The organism is Comamonas sp. UBA7840 (assembly GCF_002501455.1).
GTDB classification, from domain to species: Bacteria; Pseudomonadota; Gammaproteobacteria; order Burkholderiales; family Burkholderiaceae_C; genus Comamonas; species Comamonas jiangduensis.
On the sequence record NZ_DLTI01000028.1, the window covers coordinates 1 to 15,946 of the forward strand.

16 protein-coding genes and 1 tRNA gene are annotated in these 15,946 nt (G+C 56.2%); 10 read left to right on the plus strand and 7 right to left on the minus strand.

All coding sequences use genetic code 11. The features are described 5' to 3' along the window. Positions 1 to 74: 74 nt before the first annotated feature. The 7 genes from B3R00_RS11585 to B3R00_RS11615 all read right to left on the minus strand — a co-directional run bounded on the left by B3R00_RS11585 (position 75) and on the right by B3R00_RS11615 (position 9,826). Positions 75 to 150 (minus strand) — tRNA-Gly (locus B3R00_RS11585). A gap of 108 nt (positions 151 to 258) precedes the next feature. Further along, entirely contained in the window at positions 259 to 2,703 is a 2,445-nt protein-coding gene (gene lon, locus B3R00_RS11590) for an endopeptidase La (RefSeq protein WP_286999146.1), read from the minus strand. Positions 2,704 to 2,792: 89 nt separating this feature from the next. After that, the gene (gene clpX, locus B3R00_RS11595) at positions 2,793 to 4,055 is read right to left on the minus strand and encodes an ATP-dependent Clp protease ATP-binding subunit ClpX (RefSeq protein WP_174863437.1); all 1,263 of its coding nucleotides are present in this window, start codon (positions 4,053 to 4,055) and stop codon (positions 2,793 to 2,795) included. A gap of 106 nt (positions 4,056 to 4,161) precedes the next feature. Further along, positions 4,162 to 4,770 carry an ATP-dependent Clp endopeptidase proteolytic subunit ClpP gene (clpP, locus tag B3R00_RS11600; protein ID WP_174863438.1) on the minus strand — a complete coding sequence of 203 codons (609 nt, stop codon included), beginning with the start codon at positions 4,768 to 4,770 and terminating at the stop codon, positions 4,162 to 4,164. A 153-nt stretch (positions 4,771 to 4,923) separates the two neighbouring features. Continuing rightward, the gene (gene tig / locus B3R00_RS11605; RefSeq protein WP_286999147.1) at positions 4,924 to 6,234 is read right to left on the minus strand and encodes a trigger factor; all 1,311 of its coding nucleotides are present in this window, start codon (positions 6,232 to 6,234) and stop codon (positions 4,924 to 4,926) included. Positions 6,235 to 7,012: 778 nt separating this feature from the next. Continuing rightward, on the minus strand, positions 7,013 to 8,047 hold the full coding sequence (locus B3R00_RS11610) for a phage portal protein (RefSeq protein WP_286999148.1): 1,035 nt from the start codon (positions 8,045 to 8,047) through the stop codon (positions 7,013 to 7,015). Beyond that, entirely contained in the window at positions 8,048 to 9,826 is a 1,779-nt protein-coding gene (locus tag B3R00_RS11615; protein ID WP_286999281.1) for a terminase large subunit domain-containing protein, read from the minus strand. Positions 9,827 to 10,085: 259 nt separating this feature from the next. Between B3R00_RS11615 and B3R00_RS11620 the strand changes: the two genes are divergently transcribed. From B3R00_RS11620 to B3R00_RS11665, 10 genes are all read left to right on the plus strand, one after another. Next, positions 10,086 to 10,934 (plus strand): GPO family capsid scaffolding protein, encoded by an 849-nt coding sequence (locus B3R00_RS11620; protein ID WP_286999149.1) that lies wholly within the window; start codon positions 10,086 to 10,088, stop codon positions 10,932 to 10,934. Positions 10,935 to 10,990: 56 nt separating this feature from the next. Continuing rightward, a complete protein-coding gene (locus B3R00_RS11625) occupies positions 10,991 to 12,025 on the plus strand; it encodes a phage major capsid protein, P2 family (RefSeq protein ID WP_286999150.1) in 1,035 nt (344 codons plus the stop codon). A 90-nt stretch (positions 12,026 to 12,115) separates the two neighbouring features. After that, positions 12,116 to 12,847: a phage terminase small subunit gene (gene gpM, locus B3R00_RS11630; RefSeq protein ID WP_286999151.1), complete on the plus strand. Its 732-nt coding sequence runs from the start codon at positions 12,116 to 12,118 to the stop codon at positions 12,845 to 12,847. Between the two features lie 98 nt (positions 12,848 to 12,945). Beyond that, positions 12,946 to 13,434, plus strand: a complete 489-nt coding sequence (locus B3R00_RS11635) for a head completion/stabilization protein (RefSeq protein ID WP_286999152.1) — start codon at positions 12,946 to 12,948, stop codon at positions 13,432 to 13,434. A gap of 3 nt (positions 13,435 to 13,437) precedes the next feature. After that, positions 13,438 to 13,647 (plus strand): tail protein X, encoded by a 210-nt coding sequence (locus B3R00_RS11640; RefSeq protein ID WP_286999153.1) that lies wholly within the window; start codon positions 13,438 to 13,440, stop codon positions 13,645 to 13,647. Between the two features lie 2 nt (positions 13,648 to 13,649). After that, positions 13,650 to 13,868 carry a hypothetical protein gene (locus tag B3R00_RS11645; RefSeq protein WP_286999154.1) on the plus strand — a complete coding sequence of 73 codons (219 nt, stop codon included), beginning with the start codon at positions 13,650 to 13,652 and terminating at the stop codon, positions 13,866 to 13,868. Further along, the gene (locus B3R00_RS11650) at positions 13,865 to 14,413 is read left to right on the plus strand and encodes a lysozyme (protein WP_286999155.1); all 549 of its coding nucleotides are present in this window, start codon (positions 13,865 to 13,867) and stop codon (positions 14,411 to 14,413) included. Before B3R00_RS11645 ends, B3R00_RS11650 begins: the two co-directional genes overlap by 4 nt. Further along, positions 14,410 to 14,964: a hypothetical protein gene (locus B3R00_RS11655; RefSeq protein WP_286999156.1), complete on the plus strand. Its 555-nt coding sequence runs from the start codon at positions 14,410 to 14,412 to the stop codon at positions 14,962 to 14,964. Before B3R00_RS11650 ends, B3R00_RS11655 begins: the two co-directional genes overlap by 4 nt. Beyond that, positions 14,948 to 15,460: a phage tail protein gene (locus B3R00_RS11660; RefSeq protein ID WP_286999157.1), complete on the plus strand. Its 513-nt coding sequence runs from the start codon at positions 14,948 to 14,950 to the stop codon at positions 15,458 to 15,460. Before B3R00_RS11655 ends, B3R00_RS11660 begins: the two co-directional genes overlap by 17 nt. Positions 15,461 to 15,463: 3 nt before the next feature. After that, positions 15,464 to 15,919 carry a phage virion morphogenesis protein gene (locus B3R00_RS11665; RefSeq protein WP_286999158.1) on the plus strand — a complete coding sequence of 152 codons (456 nt, stop codon included), beginning with the start codon at positions 15,464 to 15,466 and terminating at the stop codon, positions 15,917 to 15,919. The last annotated feature ends 27 nt before the right edge of the window (positions 15,920 to 15,946 follow it).

Genomic DNA, 15,946 nt, shown 5'->3' on the forward strand with positions numbered 1-15,946 from the left:
AACTGAGCTATTCCCGCTTGTACTTCCAATTTCTTGGAAAGTATGGAACTTATCAAAACAAGCTCCAGAAAACCTGGAGCGGGAAATCGGGTTCGAACCGACGACCTATACCTTGGCAAGGTATCGCTCTACCAACTGAGCTATTCCCGCTTATCTAACGAAGCCTTAGATTCTATAACAGAAATCAAGCAGCGTTGCGATAGAGTGAATTGTAGCGCAATTTTTTGACCCTTCAGAAAATCGCGCTACAAATTTTCATCAATGCTTCACCGCACGTGTTTTCTTTACCGCCGTTTTAGCAGCAGCCGCTTTCACAGCTACCGAGGGAGATGCAACCACTGCAACATCATCCAAAGCAACTGGCATGCGCTCCAACGCGATCTTCAAAACTTCGTCAATCCACCGCACAGGAACAATTTCAAGATCCGTTTTGACATTCACAGGGATGTCTTGCAAATCTTTCACATTTTCCTGCGGGATCAACACCGTTTTGATGCCACCTCTCAATGCGGCAAGCAGCTTCTCCTTGAGCCCACCGATGGCGGTCACCTCTCCTCGCAAGGTAATTTCACCAGTCATAGCCACATCTGCACGCACAGGAATCCCCGTCAGAGCAGACACGAAGGCAGTTGTCATCGCAGCACCTGCACTTGGACCATCCTTAGGCGTCGCACCATCAGGGACGTGAACGTGGATGTCACGCTTTTCAAAAGCCACATCTTCAATACCTAGGGCATGAGCACGACTGCGCACTACAGTACGCGCAGCCTCTACCGACTCTTTCATTACATCGCCCAAAGAACCGGTGCGCAAAATATTACCCTTACCAGGCATCGTGGCGGCTTCAATGGTCAACAAGTCACCACCGACCTCCGTCCACGCCAAGCCTACTACCTGCCCCACTTGGTTTTGCTGCTCAGCACGTCCATATGTGAACTTGCGAACACCTAGGTAATCAGCCAAATTGGCAGCGTTAACGATGACCCTGGGGTGGAGCGTCTTCAGTTGCAAGCCCTTAACAACCTTGCGGCAGATTTTCGACAGCTCACGCTCTAAAGAGCGCACACCCGCTTCACGTGTGTAGTAGCGCACGATGTCCTGCAGCGCATCATCATTCACCTCTAGCTCACCCTCTTTCAAACCATTGTTGGTGATTTGCTTAGGCAGCAGATAGCGTTTGGCAATATTGACCTTCTCGTCTTCGGTATAGCCCGACAAACGAATTACCTCCATCCGATCCAGCAGCGCTGGAGGAATATTCATGGAGTTCGAGGTCGCAATAAACATGACATCACTCAAGTCAAAGTCGACTTCGACATAGTGATCAGCAAAAGCGTTGTTTTGCTCAGGATCCAGCACTTCCAGCAAAGCACTTGAAGGGTCACCCCTGAAATCCATGCCCAGCTTGTCGATTTCATCCAACAAGAACAAGGGATTGCGCGTCCCGGCCTTCTCCAAACTTTGCAAAACCTTACCCGGCATGGCTCCGATATAAGTGCGTCGATGTCCGCGGATTTCGGCCTCATCGCGCATTCCACCCAAAGCCATACGCACATACTTGCGGCCAGTGGCTTTGGCAATCGACTGACCCAATGAGGTTTTACCCACGCCAGGCGGACCAACCAAACACAGAATAGGCGCTTTTACTTTGTCTACGCGTTGCTGCACAGCAAGGTATTCCAAGATGCGATCTTTCACTTTCTCCAAGCCAAAGTGATCTGCATTCAGCACTTCTTCCGCATAGTTCAAATCATGTTTGATCTTGGTTTTTTTGCTCCAAGGTAGCGCAGTCAGCACATCAATATAGTTACGCACCACTGTCGCTTCTGCTGACATAGGAGACATTAGCTTGAGCTTCTTCAACTCGGCCTCAGCCTTCTTGCGCGCTGCCAAAGGCATCTTGGCTGCCTTGATCTTTTTCTCTATCTCTTCAAGATCTGCACCTTCTTCACCTTCACCCAATTCTTTTTGAATGGCCTTGACTTGCTCATTCAAATAAAAATCGCGCTGACTCTTCTCCATTTGACGCTTGACGCGGCCACGGATTTTTTTATCTACGTTGAGAATGTCGACTTCACGCTCAAGCTGCTCAAATAAATTCTCCAGTCGCAGCTTGACATCGGAGAGATTCAAGACAATTTGCTTCTGATCCAACTTCAACGGCAAATGGGCTGCGATGGTGTCCGCCAAACGGCCACCGTCATCAATCCCAGCAATAGACGTCAAGATTTCTGATGGAATTTTCTTATTGAGCTTGACGTATTGATCAAACTGCTGCGATACAGCCCTGCGCAAAGCTTCGATTTCACTCGCCTGCTTAGCAGAAGGTGCAGGGGTGGGAATTTCTTCACAGCGCGCTACGAAGTGCGTTTCTTTATCTTCGACTTGTAGCAGCTTTGCACGCCCCTGCCCCTCTACCAAAACCTTTACAGTTCCATCAGGGAGCTTCAACATTTGCAAAATGGTGGAGACGCTTCCCACCTCAAACAAGTCATCCACAGATGGCTCATCTTTAGAGGCAGTTTTCTGAGCCACCAGCATGATGCGGCGATCCGCCTCCATCGCAAGCTCCAGCGCCTTGATGCTTTTCACACGCCCTACAAACAGTGGGATCACCATGTGCGGAAACACCACTACATCGCGCAAAGGCAGCAAGGGCAGCTCAACACCTGCTGCAAGATCTATTTTTTTTGGTTCCGACATAGAACTCCTTCGCAACCCAAGCACCCATCGAGTGCTTGAACTCATTAATTCTTACGCTGCAAGCACTACAAATAGCAACTGCAAGCAACCTATGCCTTTTTGGCAGTCTCTCGATAGACCAGCAGCGGCGCCTTACCCTCATCGATTGTGGTCTCATCCACGACCACTTTTTCAACATTTTCCAGGTTAGGCAAATCAAACATCGTGGACAGCAATGACTGCTCCAAGATGGAACGCAAGCCACGCGCACCGGTTTTGCGCTTAATAGCCTTACGCGCAATCGCATTGAGTGCAGACGACCGCACCTCCAACTCAACACCTTCCATAGCAAACAATTTGCTGTATTGCTTTACCAAGGCATTCTTAGGCTCCGTCAAGATGCGCACCAATGCGTCTTCGCTAAGTTCTGTTAATGCCGTCACAACAGGCATACGGCCAATCAACTCCGGGATGATCCCGAACTTGATGAGATCTTCAGGTTCAATATCACTGAATAATTCGGTCAAAGAACGGTTGGCCTTGCTACGCACTGCAGCCCCAAAACCGATCCCTGATGCTTCGGTACGGTTTTCAATCACCTTCTCTAAACCCTGGAATGCACCACCACAAATAAACAAGATGTTGGTGGTATCAACCTGCAAAAAGTCTTGGTTAGGGTGTTTGCGTCCGCCTTGTGGTGGAACACTGGCCATCGTGCCTTCAATCAGTTTCAGCAACGCCTGCTGCACCCCCTCACCAGACACGTCTCGTGTGATGCTGGGGTTATCAGATTTACGAGAAATTTTGTCGATCTCGTCGATGTACACAATGCCTCGCTGTGCGCGCTCGACGTTGTATTCGCAGCTTTGCAGCAATTTTTGAACGATGTTTTCTACATCCTCACCCACATAGCCTGCTTCTGTCAGCGTGGTAGCGTCTGCCATCACAAAGGGCACATCCAATTGACGTGCCAAAGTTTGCGCCAAAAGCGTTTTGCCAGAGCCTGTTGGCCCAATCAGCAAAATATTACTCTTGGACAACTCAACATCGTCCTTTACAGCTTTGTCCTTGTGATTTAGACGCTTGTAATGGTTGTAAACAGCAACAGCCAAAGTGCGCTTGGCCTGCTCCTGATCAATCACGTAGTTATCAAGGTTGGCCTTAATTTCAGAAGGCGTAGGCAGATCACCGCGCGCCTCACGCGCACTGTTGTCAGGAACTTCATCACGAATAATTTCATTGCACAAATCAATGCACTCATCACAGATGAAGACGGACGGCCCAGCAATCAACTTTTTGACCTCGTGCTGACTCTTGCCGCAGAAGGTGCAATAAAGATTTTTTTCGCTGGTTGTGCCTTTTTTCTCGGCCATGGGGGCTACGCCTTGTTTACGTCAATAAGAGAGAAGGATGATAGCAATGAAAAAACGGCGCTACCCGAAGGGGAAAGCGCCGCTTGCTGCTGATCAGCGCTAAGTATTAGGCGCGTTTTTCAAGAACGCTATCGACTAAACCATAGTCTTTAGCTTCTTGCGCAGACAGGAAATAGTCACGCTCTGTGTCATGCTGAATTCTTTCTAGCGGCTGGCCAGTGCGCTCTGCCAGAATTTTGTTCAAACGCTCACGCGTCTTCAGAATTTCACGGGCATGAATTTCAATTTCTGTAGCCTGTCCACGCGCACCACCCAAAGGTTGATGAATCATGACTTGCGAATTAGGCAGCGCAAAACGCTTACCTTTTGCGCCAGCAGACAACAGGAAAGCTCCCATACTGGCAGCCATACCACAACACAAGGTGGAGACATCTGGCTTGATGAAGTTCATGGTGTCAAAAATAGCCATGCCTGCTGTCACACTGCCACCCGGCGAATTGATGTAGAACGAAATATCCTTCTCAGGATTTTCACTCTCCAAGAAAAGCAACTGAGCCACTACCAAGTTGGCAGTTTGGTCATTGACCTCACCGACCAAAAAAATTACGCGCTCTTTGAGCAAGCGGGAATAGATGTCGTAGGAACGTTCACCACGTCCCGACTGCTCAACCACCATAGGCACCATGCCCAAGCCTTGCATATCCAATGCGCTCATGTTTTCTCCAAACGGGGAACAGAACAAATACTGTAACCAAGAAATGAAATGGGGCTTGTGCTGCAAAGCACAAGCCCCGGATCAAGAACTTTTTCGCCCAACCGCGCAATCAACAATAGAAGACAAGCGGTTAGCTATGTTCAAGGGTGCCTGTTAGGCCTGACCCATCAGTTCTTCGAACGACACAGCCTTGTCGCTCACCTTAGCCTTGCCCAGAACAAATTCAGTGACGTTATTCTCAATCACAACAGCCTCCACCTCAGCCAAACGCTGACGGTCACCGAAGTACCAACGCACGACCTCTTCAGGCTTTTCGTAAGAAGCTGCCAACTCGTCCACATGCGCCTTCAACTGCTCAGGCGTAGCTTCCAGCTTGTTAGACTTGACCAGCTCAGCGACCACCAAGCCCAAGCGTACACGGCGCTCTGCCTGAGGCAAGAAGATATCTTCAGGGATTTCCGCCTTGTCAGCATCTTTAATGCCACGCTGCTTGAGATCAGCGCGAGCGCTTTCCATCAAGCGAGAAACTTCAGCTTGCACCGATGCCTTAGGCAGATCCAACTCAGCCACAGAAACCAATGCATCCATCACAGCTTGCTTGTTGCGAGCCTGCAGACGGAACTTCACTTCACGCTCCAGGTTCTTCTTGATGTCAGCGCGCAAGGCTTCAACAGAACCGTCAGCAATACCCAAAGACTTCACCAAAGCCTCATTCACTTCAGGCAAATTAGCAGCCTCTACCTTGGTCAAAGTCACCAAGAAATCAGCTGTCTTTCCTGCAACATCCTTGCCGTGGTAATCCTCGGGGAAAGCCAAGGGGAAAGTCTTGGACTCACCAGCCTTCATGCCACGCACAGCATCCTCAAATTCCTTGAGCATCTGGCCTTCGCCAACCAAGAATTGAAAGCCTTCAGCCTTACCGCCTGCGAAAGTTTCACCGTCGATCTTGCCTTCAAAATCCACAGTCACGCGGTCACCATCCACTGCAGCTTCAGCAGCAGCACGCTGCGCAAAAGTACGGCGCTGCTTGCGCAGAATGTCCAACGTCTTCTCAATGGCGGAATCGTCCACTTCAGCAGTCAGCTTTTCCACTTCAGCAGCTGCCAGATCACCAATCTTTACTTCAGGAAATACTTCGAAAACAGCTTCAAAGTCAGCATTTCCTTCAGCAGCGCCTTCTTTTTCAGAGATACGAGGCTGACCGGCGACGCGCAGACCTGCTTCTTGAACAGCCTTTGCGAACTCTTCACCCACCTTGTCGTTCAGCACTTCGTACTGCACCGAATAGCCATAACGCTGCGCAACAACGTTCATTGGCACCTTACCTGGGCGAAAACCGTCCATCTTCACAGTGCGCGCAACCTTCTTCAGGCGAGCTTCGACTTCGGTCTGGATTGCAGCAAGAGGCAAGCTCAGCGTGATTTTGCGCTCAAGCTTTTCAAGAGTTTCAACTGTAACGGCCATGGTGATTCCTAATTCTGGGGAAATAGTGGACTGTGCCGACTGCAGTCCACAGCCTGCACCGTATTCCGCATAGTCTCACTGGAATGTGGTGCGCGGGGCGCGATTCGTACAAACAATAAATTCAAAGACTTATCTGATGTTTGCGGGATTTTCGCGGGACATGAGGTCACAACCCAGCGCATGCTTAATCCGCCATTATATCCAGCCAAGCCCAACCCAAGCCAGCTCAAACCAACAAACTATGTTTTTTAGCTGCAGCAAGTCGTCAAGATGCCCGCCAAACGCCGTCAAAAGCCGTCGTCGACTTGTTTGCACAAACCGCCACAAAAGGCGCGTAGCGCTTGATCTAGCAATTCCTCGGCAGTGTCGTCTAAATCGCCACACGAAGCGGGCGGGCGAGGCGGGGTTTCGAGCGCGCGCTGGGGGGGGGTGGAGCATGAAGATTTAAAGAGAGCATTTGCTTACAGGTGCATACCGGTCATATACTGTGTATTCATACAGTACGCACCGGGTAAGACATGCCGATTGAGAGCACGCACAGGATCCAGAAAGAGATTGATCAAGCCAGTGAGCGCGTGGGCGCTTTGTGTGAATTGCTTGAGGCTGCACAGCAAAACAAGGTGAGTGCCTCGTGCATACACTCCATACTCAAGCCCATAGCAAGGCAGCTTGATCAGGCAGCTGGCGTATTGGCTGATCAGCCTTTCCAAAAGTAAATTGAAGCCAATAAAAAAGCCCCGCAGTGCGGGGCTTTGTCATGTCCGTCGATCTCCGACGATTACTTCAGGGGCTGTGCCTGCGGTTCATCCACTCCCGGCAGCCGGTAAGTTTCAAACCGGCAGATCTCTTCCCCCGCAAAAGCATTGATCGTGCTGGCCAGGTGGGTTTGCAGGGGCTGGATCTCGTTGCGGGCAAACACACGGGCAGCGTTGACCACGTTGCCAAATGCCACGCCACTGGTTGGCACTACCCCGATCAGCTCGGGCGGCACCCGGTGGGCGGCCAGCTGGTCGTCGCGGCTGACGTTCTTGATGTTCAAGAACTCGTCCTTGGCCGTGGCCTCTCCAATAGGGATCAACTTGATGCCGTCCTTTTGCCCGTTGGGGCTGTGAAAAAACAGGTTGCGGAAATTGCCGATGCCCTTGCTGCTTTTCAGGGCGGCGCGCAAGTCATCCACATCGCCTTGGCTGGGTTGTGGGTCGGTCAGGTAGAGGATGAAGCCCGCGTGACTGCCGTTGGTGTAATAGCGGCGGCGGAACAAGGTGGCCGATTCATTGAGCAGGCTGGACTGCAAGCTGGCCAAGTACTGCGGCACGCCGTAGATCTCTTGGTCTACGTCCGGCTCCATGATGTGGCAGATGCTGCCAGCGCGAAACTCGTGCACCTCGTTCCAGCGCGGCATAAAGCCAAAGCGCTGCAGATCCTGATGGCGGCGGGTGTACTTGGCCAAGCTGTGCTTGAACTTCATGCCCTCACCCAGCCGGTTGCGCGGTTGCTCCAGGTAGGCGTTGCCAAACACCAAGTACTCTTTAGCCACCTTGAGCATGGTCACACCGTCGAGCATGGCGTGCGGCTTGAACGTGCTGGCCAGCACCTTGGCCTTAAAGTCGATCGCGCTGGCGTGGTGAACGCCGGCACGCAGCATGCGCGCTAGCCCGTCCACGCTGACAGGCATCTCATACCAGCGGCCATCGATCAGGTTGCACTCAAACAGATCGAAGATCTCGCGCCGGTCCAGCACGGCCTCGGGCTCTCCAAAAGTGAAGGCCTCGATCGCCTGCGGTTGTTCCACGGTGGTGGCCACATCAGTCATTTAGCAAATCTCCAAGGTCACGCCACTGCCTGGTTGCACACCGCCCACGGCGGCTGCTTCCAGTGGCTCGTTGTCTAAAGCATTCATGCAGGCCCATGCCAAGTCGGCGTGGCCCGCTTCTTCACTGCGCCCGCTGGCATAGGTCACGCTGCGGCCGCTGGCGGTCATCTCGCGCTTGATGGCCATAAAGCTGCGCTGCAAGTCCAGGTCGCCCGCGTCAAACTCCAAGCGGCCGGCACGGATCACGCTTTGGGCCTTGAGCACCAGGCGGGTTTTCACATCCATGCTGAACTGCAGCCCCCGCACTGCGGGGAAGAACTTCTGCACAATCTGAAACACGCCAGTGCCAAGGCCGGTCGTGTCGATCGTGATGTGCTCCACGTTGTACTTTTTGGTCAGCTTGCGGATCTCGTCGGCCTGTCCCTCAAAGTCCGCCCCTTTGAACTGCATGCGCTCCAGCACGCGGAACTTGCCACCCGGTTTGTCTGGTGGCGCCAACACCACCAGGCCCGCTGCGTCCCCGGTGTGGCTGGGGTCGTAGCCAATCCACACCCGCTTGTAAGCAAACGGCCGCATGGCAAAAGGCTTGAAGTCATGCGCCCACGCCTCCCAGCTGTCCACATGGCAGCGCATCAGCTCTGACAGAGGGAAGACCGAGAAGCTCTCGTCCACAAACCCGCACATCAGCAGGTTGTCCCACTCCTGGTCGCTGTACTCAAAGCGCAGCTCGTCCAGGTCAAACAGCTCACAACCACCGGCAGCGGCATCCAGCACCGTGACGATCTGGCGCCAAATCTTGTCCTCACCTGTAAAGCCACCGGCCAGCCGGTCATGACTCAAGTCCAGCTCAATGCGGTCGGCCTTGCTGCGCTTGCGGTTGATACGGTTGCCACTCCAGAACGCATAGGCCTGGTGCTGCAGACTGGATGGCGTGCTGAAGTACGTTTTGCGCCACTTCTTGTGCATGGCCATGCCGCTGGCCACCTTGTTGAGCTGGTCAAAGCTCTGCGTCCAAAAGAACTCGTCAAAGTAAAAATTGCCGTGGTAGCCCTGCGCTGTGCGGGCGTTGGTGCCCAAAAAGTACAGCGTGGCCCCGTTGGGCAGCACGATAGGGTCGCCCTTGAGGTCAATCCCCAGCACCTCTTTCACAAAGGCCAAGATGTAGCCCCGGAAGATGTGCGCCTGCGCCTTGCTGGCCGACAAAAATATCTGGTTGCGCCCCGTCTCCAGCGCATCAATCAAGGCCTCACGGGCAAAGTACCAAGTGGCACCAATCTGGCGGCTTTTGAGAATGGCACGGGTTCGCTCCTGGCTGTTTTGCCACCAGGTCAGCTGGTACTTGAACAGGCTGTCAATGAAGGCTGCCTTGAGTTTTTCCAGCCCCTCTTCCCCGCCCAACTGGTTGCTGCGGTCTGGCTGGCGCTTGGGCGCTGCATTGCGGGCAGCTATGTTGGGGTTGAGGTCGCCCTCCTTGCCTGTCTCAGCGTACTTGTGCACACGGGCCAAATTCGCCATCTGCCGGCCCAACAAGTCAATCTCTTTGAAGTCCCCGCCGGTTTTGTTTTCCTTGTTGATCAAGGTGCAAAGCCGCATCTCCAGCGTGCCCTCCACCCGATCCACCGGCTTGGCCTTGTCCCAAGCATCGGCCGCTTTCCACTCGTGCACCGTGGTGCGGGGTATGTCCAGGTGCTCGGCAATGTGCGTCACGCGCCAGCCCATCCAGTACAGCGCACGGGCTTTGCGCCGCTTGTCCTGGCTGGCGTCCGTCAGTGCACGCAACACGTCCAGCTCAGCCGCTTCGGGGGCGGCAGCTTCGGCTTTTTGGAATGGAAAAGGGTTGTGCTGGCCTTGGCGCAAACGCGCTTTTCGGCTCTCAGTTGGTGGCATACCCGCCAGTTTGGGCGTGCATTCACGCGCGTGCACCTGCGCGTTTATGTAGCACGCACCGCTACAACCCAAAGCGTTTGCCGCTGACAGGGGGTCGGTCAGACCATAGAGGCTAGCGCTGCAAAGCACCCCTCAACTACCCCTGAAGCACATGCCCACCAAGTCCAAACTTTTCCGCGTGGCCACCGAAGGAGCCACGACCGATGGCCGTGAGATCACACGCGCCGATATCGAGCAAATGGCCAAGTCGTACAACCCGGCGACCTACGGTGCCCGCGTTTGGCTGGAGCACTACCGTGGGCTGGTACCCAACGGCCCATTTGATGCCTTGGGCGATGTCACCGCTGTAGAAGCCCGTGAAGTCGAAGACGGCAAGCTGGCCTTGTTTGCACAGATCGAGCCTCTGCCCAAGCTGATCGAAATGAACAAGGCCAAGCAAAAGCTGTACAGCTCGATCGAAATCCACCCCAACCTGGGTGATACGGGCGGAGCCTACCTGTTTGGCTTGGGCGTCACCGACAGCCCCGCCAGCTTGGGCACCGAAGTGCTCAAGTTCAGTCAAACCGCCACCGCCAGCCCATTTGCTGACCGAAAAACGGACAAGGCCACCTTGTTCACTGCTGCGCAGGAATTCAAGCTGGAGCTGGAAGAAGAAAAGCCCGATGCCGCAGCTGGCCCTCTGGCCACAGCCTTGGACAAGTTCACCGCCGTGATGAACAAGTTCATGGGCAGTGAAAAGCCAGCCACGCCCCCGGCAGTGCAGCAGCACAGCGCCCAAGCCCCAGACGTTGCTGCCGCCCTGACGGCCATGCAAGACATGGCGCAAGCGTTTTGTACCCAGCAGGCCAAAGACACCAAAGCGCTGTCGGATCTTGAAGGCAGGTTCTCTCAGCTGGAAAAAGAGCACAAGGCCTTGGTCACCAAGCTGAGCAATGAATCTGGCGATGCGCAACGCCCACCTGCGGCTGGCGGCAACGGCCAAGAGTTGACCAGCTTCTAAGCCCTACGCATTCCACCCAGCCACTCCACCAAACCACACACCCAAGGAAGCGCCCCATGCGTAACGACACCCGAGCTTTGTACCGTGGCTATCTCTCGCAGATCGCCGCCCTGTGCACCATCGCTATTGACGATGTGAGCAAAAAATTCAGCGTTGCACCCTCGGCCCAGCAGTCGCTGGAGACCAAGCTGCAGCAGTCCAGCAAGTTCCTGAGCATGATCAACATCATTGGTGTTGATGAACAAGTTGGCGAAGCCATTGGACTGACTGTCACGGGCACCATCGCTGGCCGCACGGACACCAGCGGCAATGGCCGCCGCCAAGGCCGTGACGTAACGGGCATGGTCAAAAACGAGTACATCTGCAAGCAGACGGACTACGACACCTTCATCCCCTACGCCAAACTGGACGCTTGGGCCAAATTCAAAGACTTCCAGCCGCGCATCAGCCAAGTCATCGTTGATCGCTGCGCATTGGATCGCATCATGATTGGCTGGAACGGCGAGAGTGTGGCTGACACCACCGACCGTGCCACCTACCCGCTGCTGCAGGATGTGAACATCGGCTGGCTCAAAAAGATCAAAACCCATGCTGCTGCCCGTGTGTTGTCTGCCGGTGATGTAGCTGGCAAAGTGACCTTTGGCCACCAAGATGCCGACTACAAAAACCTCGATGCCTTGGTTTTTGATGCCCGCAACACCCTGATTGCTGAGCAGCACCGTGAAGACCCAGGCCTGGTGGCCATCGTGGGCAGCGACCTGATGCACGACAAGCTGTTCCCCTTGGTCTCTGACAACGACGCCCCCACAGAAAAGCTGGCGGCCGATATCGTCACAAGCCAAAAGCGCCTGGGCGGTTTGCAGGCAGTAGTGGTGCCTTACTTCCCCGCAGGCAAGGTGCTGATCACCCGCTTGGACAACCTGTCCATCTACTACCAAAACGGTGCTCGCCGCCGCTCCATCCTTGAACGCCCTGAGCGCAACGGTGTAGAGACCCTCGAATCTTCCAACGATGCCTTTGTGGTGGAGGACTACGACTTGGTCGCCCTGGTGGAAAACATCCAAGAGTTCGTGCCCGCGCAAGGCGGCTAACCCCTTGTCTCCGGTCGAAAGGCCTTGAGCCGCTGACGCTGCCACACGGCGCAGCGGCTCTTTTTTGCCACCCCAGCCTCCTCCAAGCCCATGCCCAAAACACCTGCCCAACGCCACATGGCACGCGTGCTGGCTCAGCAAGAAGCCGAGCGTGCCGCAGCAGCTGACCCATTTGGCGTAGCCACTGGCACCCAGCACGAGCTGATGCTGGCCCAGCTGCACGCCCACATGCGCCAGCTCAAAGAAATTCAAGCTACCGAAAAAAAGGTGGAAGCCAAGCGCAAGCTGCTGCCCGAGTACATGGAGTACCTGGACGGCGTGCTGGAAGCCGATGCCGGTGTGCAAGACCCCGTGGTCACCACCATGATGGTGTGGCTGCTAGATGTGGGCGACTGGATGCAGGCGCTGGACTTGGCTGCCTACTGCTTGCGCCATGGCCTGCAGCTGCCTGACCGCTTTAACCGCAACGTACCCACGCTGCTGCTCGATGAAGTCAGCGAAGCCGCCCTCAAAAACCAGTTGCAAGGCGTAGATGCCTTGGTGGTACTGGCCAAGGTGGACGAGCTGACCCGTGAGCTGGATGCCCACGACCAAGCCCGCGCCAAGCTGCACAAGGCCATTGGCTGGGCTGCCATGGGCAAAACCAGCACCCAAGACCTGAACGCTGACGAAATCAAACAACTGGAGCTGGACAAGGTGCACATCGCCTTGGAGCACCTGCAACGCGCCATGGCCTTGAACGACAAGGTAGGCGTGAAAAAAGACGTGGATCGCTTGGCCGCTCGCCTCAAAAAAGAGCCCGCCGACCAAGCCCCCAACTGAGCGTACCCCGCACCCGGACGGCTCAGGGGCTGCGGCCAGTCAGTACCACTGCACGACGCCAACGCCCCTGACCACCGTCCCTTTGTAAAGCCACCACCATGAGCAACGGATTCTTTGTCACCGCCAACCCGCCCGCTGCAGGCCAAGAGCCCACCGTCACCAATGACGGCTGGTTCCCCGACATGGATCCTGCCAAGGTGCGCAACGCCTGCCGCTTGGATGGCACGGTCACGGCTGATCGCCTGCTGCCTGCACTGCAAAACGCCATGCTCACCGTAAATGCCGAGCTGCAAGACTGGGCCGATGAGCAGCGCTGCCGCTGGGGCTACGCCAACTTGGCCGATGTACCCGCACCGCAGGTGGGGGCCGAGAGCGCCAAGCTGCTGCACTACCGCCGTGCCGTACACGCTGCCCTGCAAGCTGACTTGGTGCAAACCTTTCGCGGCATGCCCGCCATGGCCACCGGCAACAAGCTCGACCGTGAGAGCGACGATCTGCAGCAAACCGCAGGCGACTACTTGCGCCAGCTGCGCAACGCCATCTCCGACATTCGCGGCAGTGCCCGCTGCACCGTGGAGCTGCTCTAAGCCATGTCCACCCCAGTGCGCACCCAGCAAGGCGAAAGCGTCGACGCGCTGTGCTGGCGTCACTACGGACGCACGCAAGGTGCCGTGGAGGCCGTGCTGCAAGCCAACCCCGGTTTAGCCAGGCATGGACTGGTGCTGCCCCAAGGCATCTTGGTTCATATGCCTGTGCTGAGTGCGCCGCCCCCCAAACAAACCGTATCCCTATGGGACTGAGCATGAGCAAAGAAGAACTGATGCACGCCGCCACTGTGGAGGCGGCCAAAGGAGCGCCCCCCATCGTGGTGGCCACGGGCGCACAAGTGCAAGGCTGGTCATCGGCTGACCTGATTGCCGTGCTCACCATCATTTACTTGGTGCTGCAGATCCTGTGGCTGCTCTGGCGCTGGCACAAGGCCGCCAAAGCCGATGGCAACTCCACCGAGGTGCAGGGATGATCAAAAAGTACTTCCCCCACCTGGGCGGTAGCTTGTTCCTGGGCAGTGCCGCGCTGGTGGGCTTTCTAGCCACATGGGAAGGTGCCGAGCAGCATGTGGTCTATGCCGACAAGCTGGCCGGGGGGCTACCTACGGTCTGCAAAGGGCTCACACGCCACGTCACCAGCACGCCCATCATCGTGGGTGAGCGCTGGAGTGCCGCCAAGTGCCAGCGAGAAGAAACCGCCGCCTTGCAGCGCGTGCAAACCGCCTTGGCCCAGTGCTTTCAAGTGCTGCCGCCACAGTATGTGTTTGATGCGGCCAGCAGCCATGCCTGGAACTTTGGCCACCCCAGCACCTGCACCAGCTTGGCCATGGCCAGCTTTAACCAGGGCGACTGGGTCACCGGCTGCCGCCGCTTGAGCATGAGCGACGCAGGCCGCCCCGTATGGAGCTTTACCAGCCGCGTTGATCCCAAGACCGGAGCCAAGGTTTTCACATTCATTCAGGGCTTGGCCAACCGCCGCCAGGCTGAAACCAGCTTTTGCCATAAGGGGGTTGTATGAAAGACCTATTGGCCGATGTGCTGCTGTATGCCGTGCTGCTGGCTGCTGGTGCCATTGCTGGCATCACCTACGAAAACTCCCGGCAAGCGCAAGCCGATAAGACCGAGTTGCAAGAGCTGCAGCGCCGCGCTGCCAGCAACGCTGCCTGGTTGCGGGGTGAACGCGTGGCCAGTGAAAACCGCCTGACCCAACAGATAGCCGACCTTTACACCCAACTCTCCACCACCCAAGGCCAAGCCAATGAAAAGCACCAAACTCATGTTGCTGGCGTGCGCAGCGGCACTGTCAGCGTGCGCGTCCCCATCGTGCCCGCCAGCTGCCCCAGCGTCGTCGTGGGCACCGCCGCAAGTGCCACCGCTGCAGCTCCAACCACGCACGCCCAACTTGACCCAGCGGCAGCAGCAGATCTTGCAGCCATTCCCCACGAAGGTGACGCCGCAATCCGCGAACTCAATACGTGCATCGCCCAGTACAACCAAGTAAAGCAAGCCATGGAGGGCTGGCAAGCCAGCCTTGTCCAACTGGAGCTGCAGCATGATCAAGCCCCCTAGCCTGCGCGACCACCTCACGGCCGCACTGCCGCAGCTGCGCCGCAAGCCCGAAGACTTGATGATGTTCATCAAAGATGGACACATCGCCGCCACCGGCACCAAGGCGCTGGCCTGGCAGTGGCACTACACCGTGCGCCTGATCTTTTGCGACTACGGCGGGCACCCAGATGCCGTGATGGGCCCCGTGCTGGTGTGGCTGCGTGCGCACCAGTCTGAGCTGCTGCACAACCCCGATACCCAAAAACGCGCCATCCGCTTTGATGCCGAGTACCTGAACAGCAAGACCATGGACTTGGTGCTGGAGCTGGACTTGACCGAGGCCGTGGTGGCACGCCCCAAGCAAGATGGCCCAGCTGGTGCGTTTGAGTTACATCACCGTACTGAGCCACCCGGCCCGCACGACATGCCCACCGATACCGTCACGGCCCTGTACCTCAATGGCCAGCAGCTGGCCGCATGGCCTGCTCTTCCAAGTTCATCCGCACCAGGCGCATAAAACATGGATGACCTCCAGCGCCTCGACACATGGCTGGCTCCACTGCTGCACCAGCTGGGCCCCAGCCAGCAGCGGCAACTGGCCCGCCAAATCGCCCTGCGCCTGCGCGCTGCCAACCAGCAAACCATGGCCGCCCAGCAAAGCCCGGATGGGCAAGCCTGGCAGCCCCGTAAAAACCGCAGCCGTGATGCCCGTGGGCGCTTGCGCCAAGGCCCCATGTTTAGAAAGCTGCGCACGGCCCGCCACCTGCGTGCCCAAGTGCTGGGCAATGCGGCCGTGGTGCAATTCATGGGCCGGGCTGAGCGCCTGGCACGCATCCACCACTTCGGCCTGCGCGATCGCGTCGCACCCGGCGGTGCAGAAATTAGCTACCCAGCCCGTGAGCTGATAGGCATCAGTGAAGAGCAACTCGACCAGGTCACCGATCTGGCACTGAGCTTTCTCACCCAAGACTTGTAGTTTTTGCTGTAGCACCCGCCGCTACAC

Coding starts and splice junctions, on each gene's coding strand:
- lon (WP_286999146.1), bottom strand. CDS start 2,703: ATGTCGGAACCAAAAAAAATAGATCTTGCAGCAGGTGTTGAGCTGCCC.
- clpX (WP_174863437.1), bottom strand. CDS start 4,055: ATGGCCGAGAAAAAAGGCACAACCAGCGAAAAAAATCTTTATTGCACC.
- clpP (WP_174863438.1), bottom strand. CDS start 4,770: ATGAGCGCATTGGATATGCAAGGCTTGGGCATGGTGCCTATGGTGGTT.
- tig (WP_286999147.1), bottom strand. CDS start 6,234: ATGGCCGTTACAGTTGAAACTCTTGAAAAGCTTGAGCGCAAAATCACG.
- B3R00_RS11610 (WP_286999148.1), bottom strand. CDS start 8,047: ATGACTGATGTGGCCACCACCGTGGAACAACCGCAGGCGATCGAGGCC.
- B3R00_RS11620 (WP_286999149.1), top strand. CDS start 10,086: ATGCCCACCAAGTCCAAACTTTTCCGCGTGGCCACCGAAGGAGCCACG.
- B3R00_RS11625 (WP_286999150.1), top strand. CDS start 10,991: ATGCGTAACGACACCCGAGCTTTGTACCGTGGCTATCTCTCGCAGATC.
- gpM (WP_286999151.1), top strand. CDS start 12,116: ATGCCCAAAACACCTGCCCAACGCCACATGGCACGCGTGCTGGCTCAG.
- B3R00_RS11635 (WP_286999152.1), top strand. CDS start 12,946: ATGAGCAACGGATTCTTTGTCACCGCCAACCCGCCCGCTGCAGGCCAA.
- B3R00_RS11640 (WP_286999153.1), top strand. CDS start 13,438: ATGTCCACCCCAGTGCGCACCCAGCAAGGCGAAAGCGTCGACGCGCTG.
- B3R00_RS11645 (WP_286999154.1), top strand. CDS start 13,650: ATGAGCAAAGAAGAACTGATGCACGCCGCCACTGTGGAGGCGGCCAAA.
- B3R00_RS11650 (WP_286999155.1), top strand. CDS start 13,865: ATGATCAAAAAGTACTTCCCCCACCTGGGCGGTAGCTTGTTCCTGGGC.
- B3R00_RS11655 (WP_286999156.1), top strand. CDS start 14,410: ATGAAAGACCTATTGGCCGATGTGCTGCTGTATGCCGTGCTGCTGGCT.
- B3R00_RS11660 (WP_286999157.1), top strand. CDS start 14,948: ATGATCAAGCCCCCTAGCCTGCGCGACCACCTCACGGCCGCACTGCCG.
- B3R00_RS11665 (WP_286999158.1), top strand. CDS start 15,464: ATGGATGACCTCCAGCGCCTCGACACATGGCTGGCTCCACTGCTGCAC.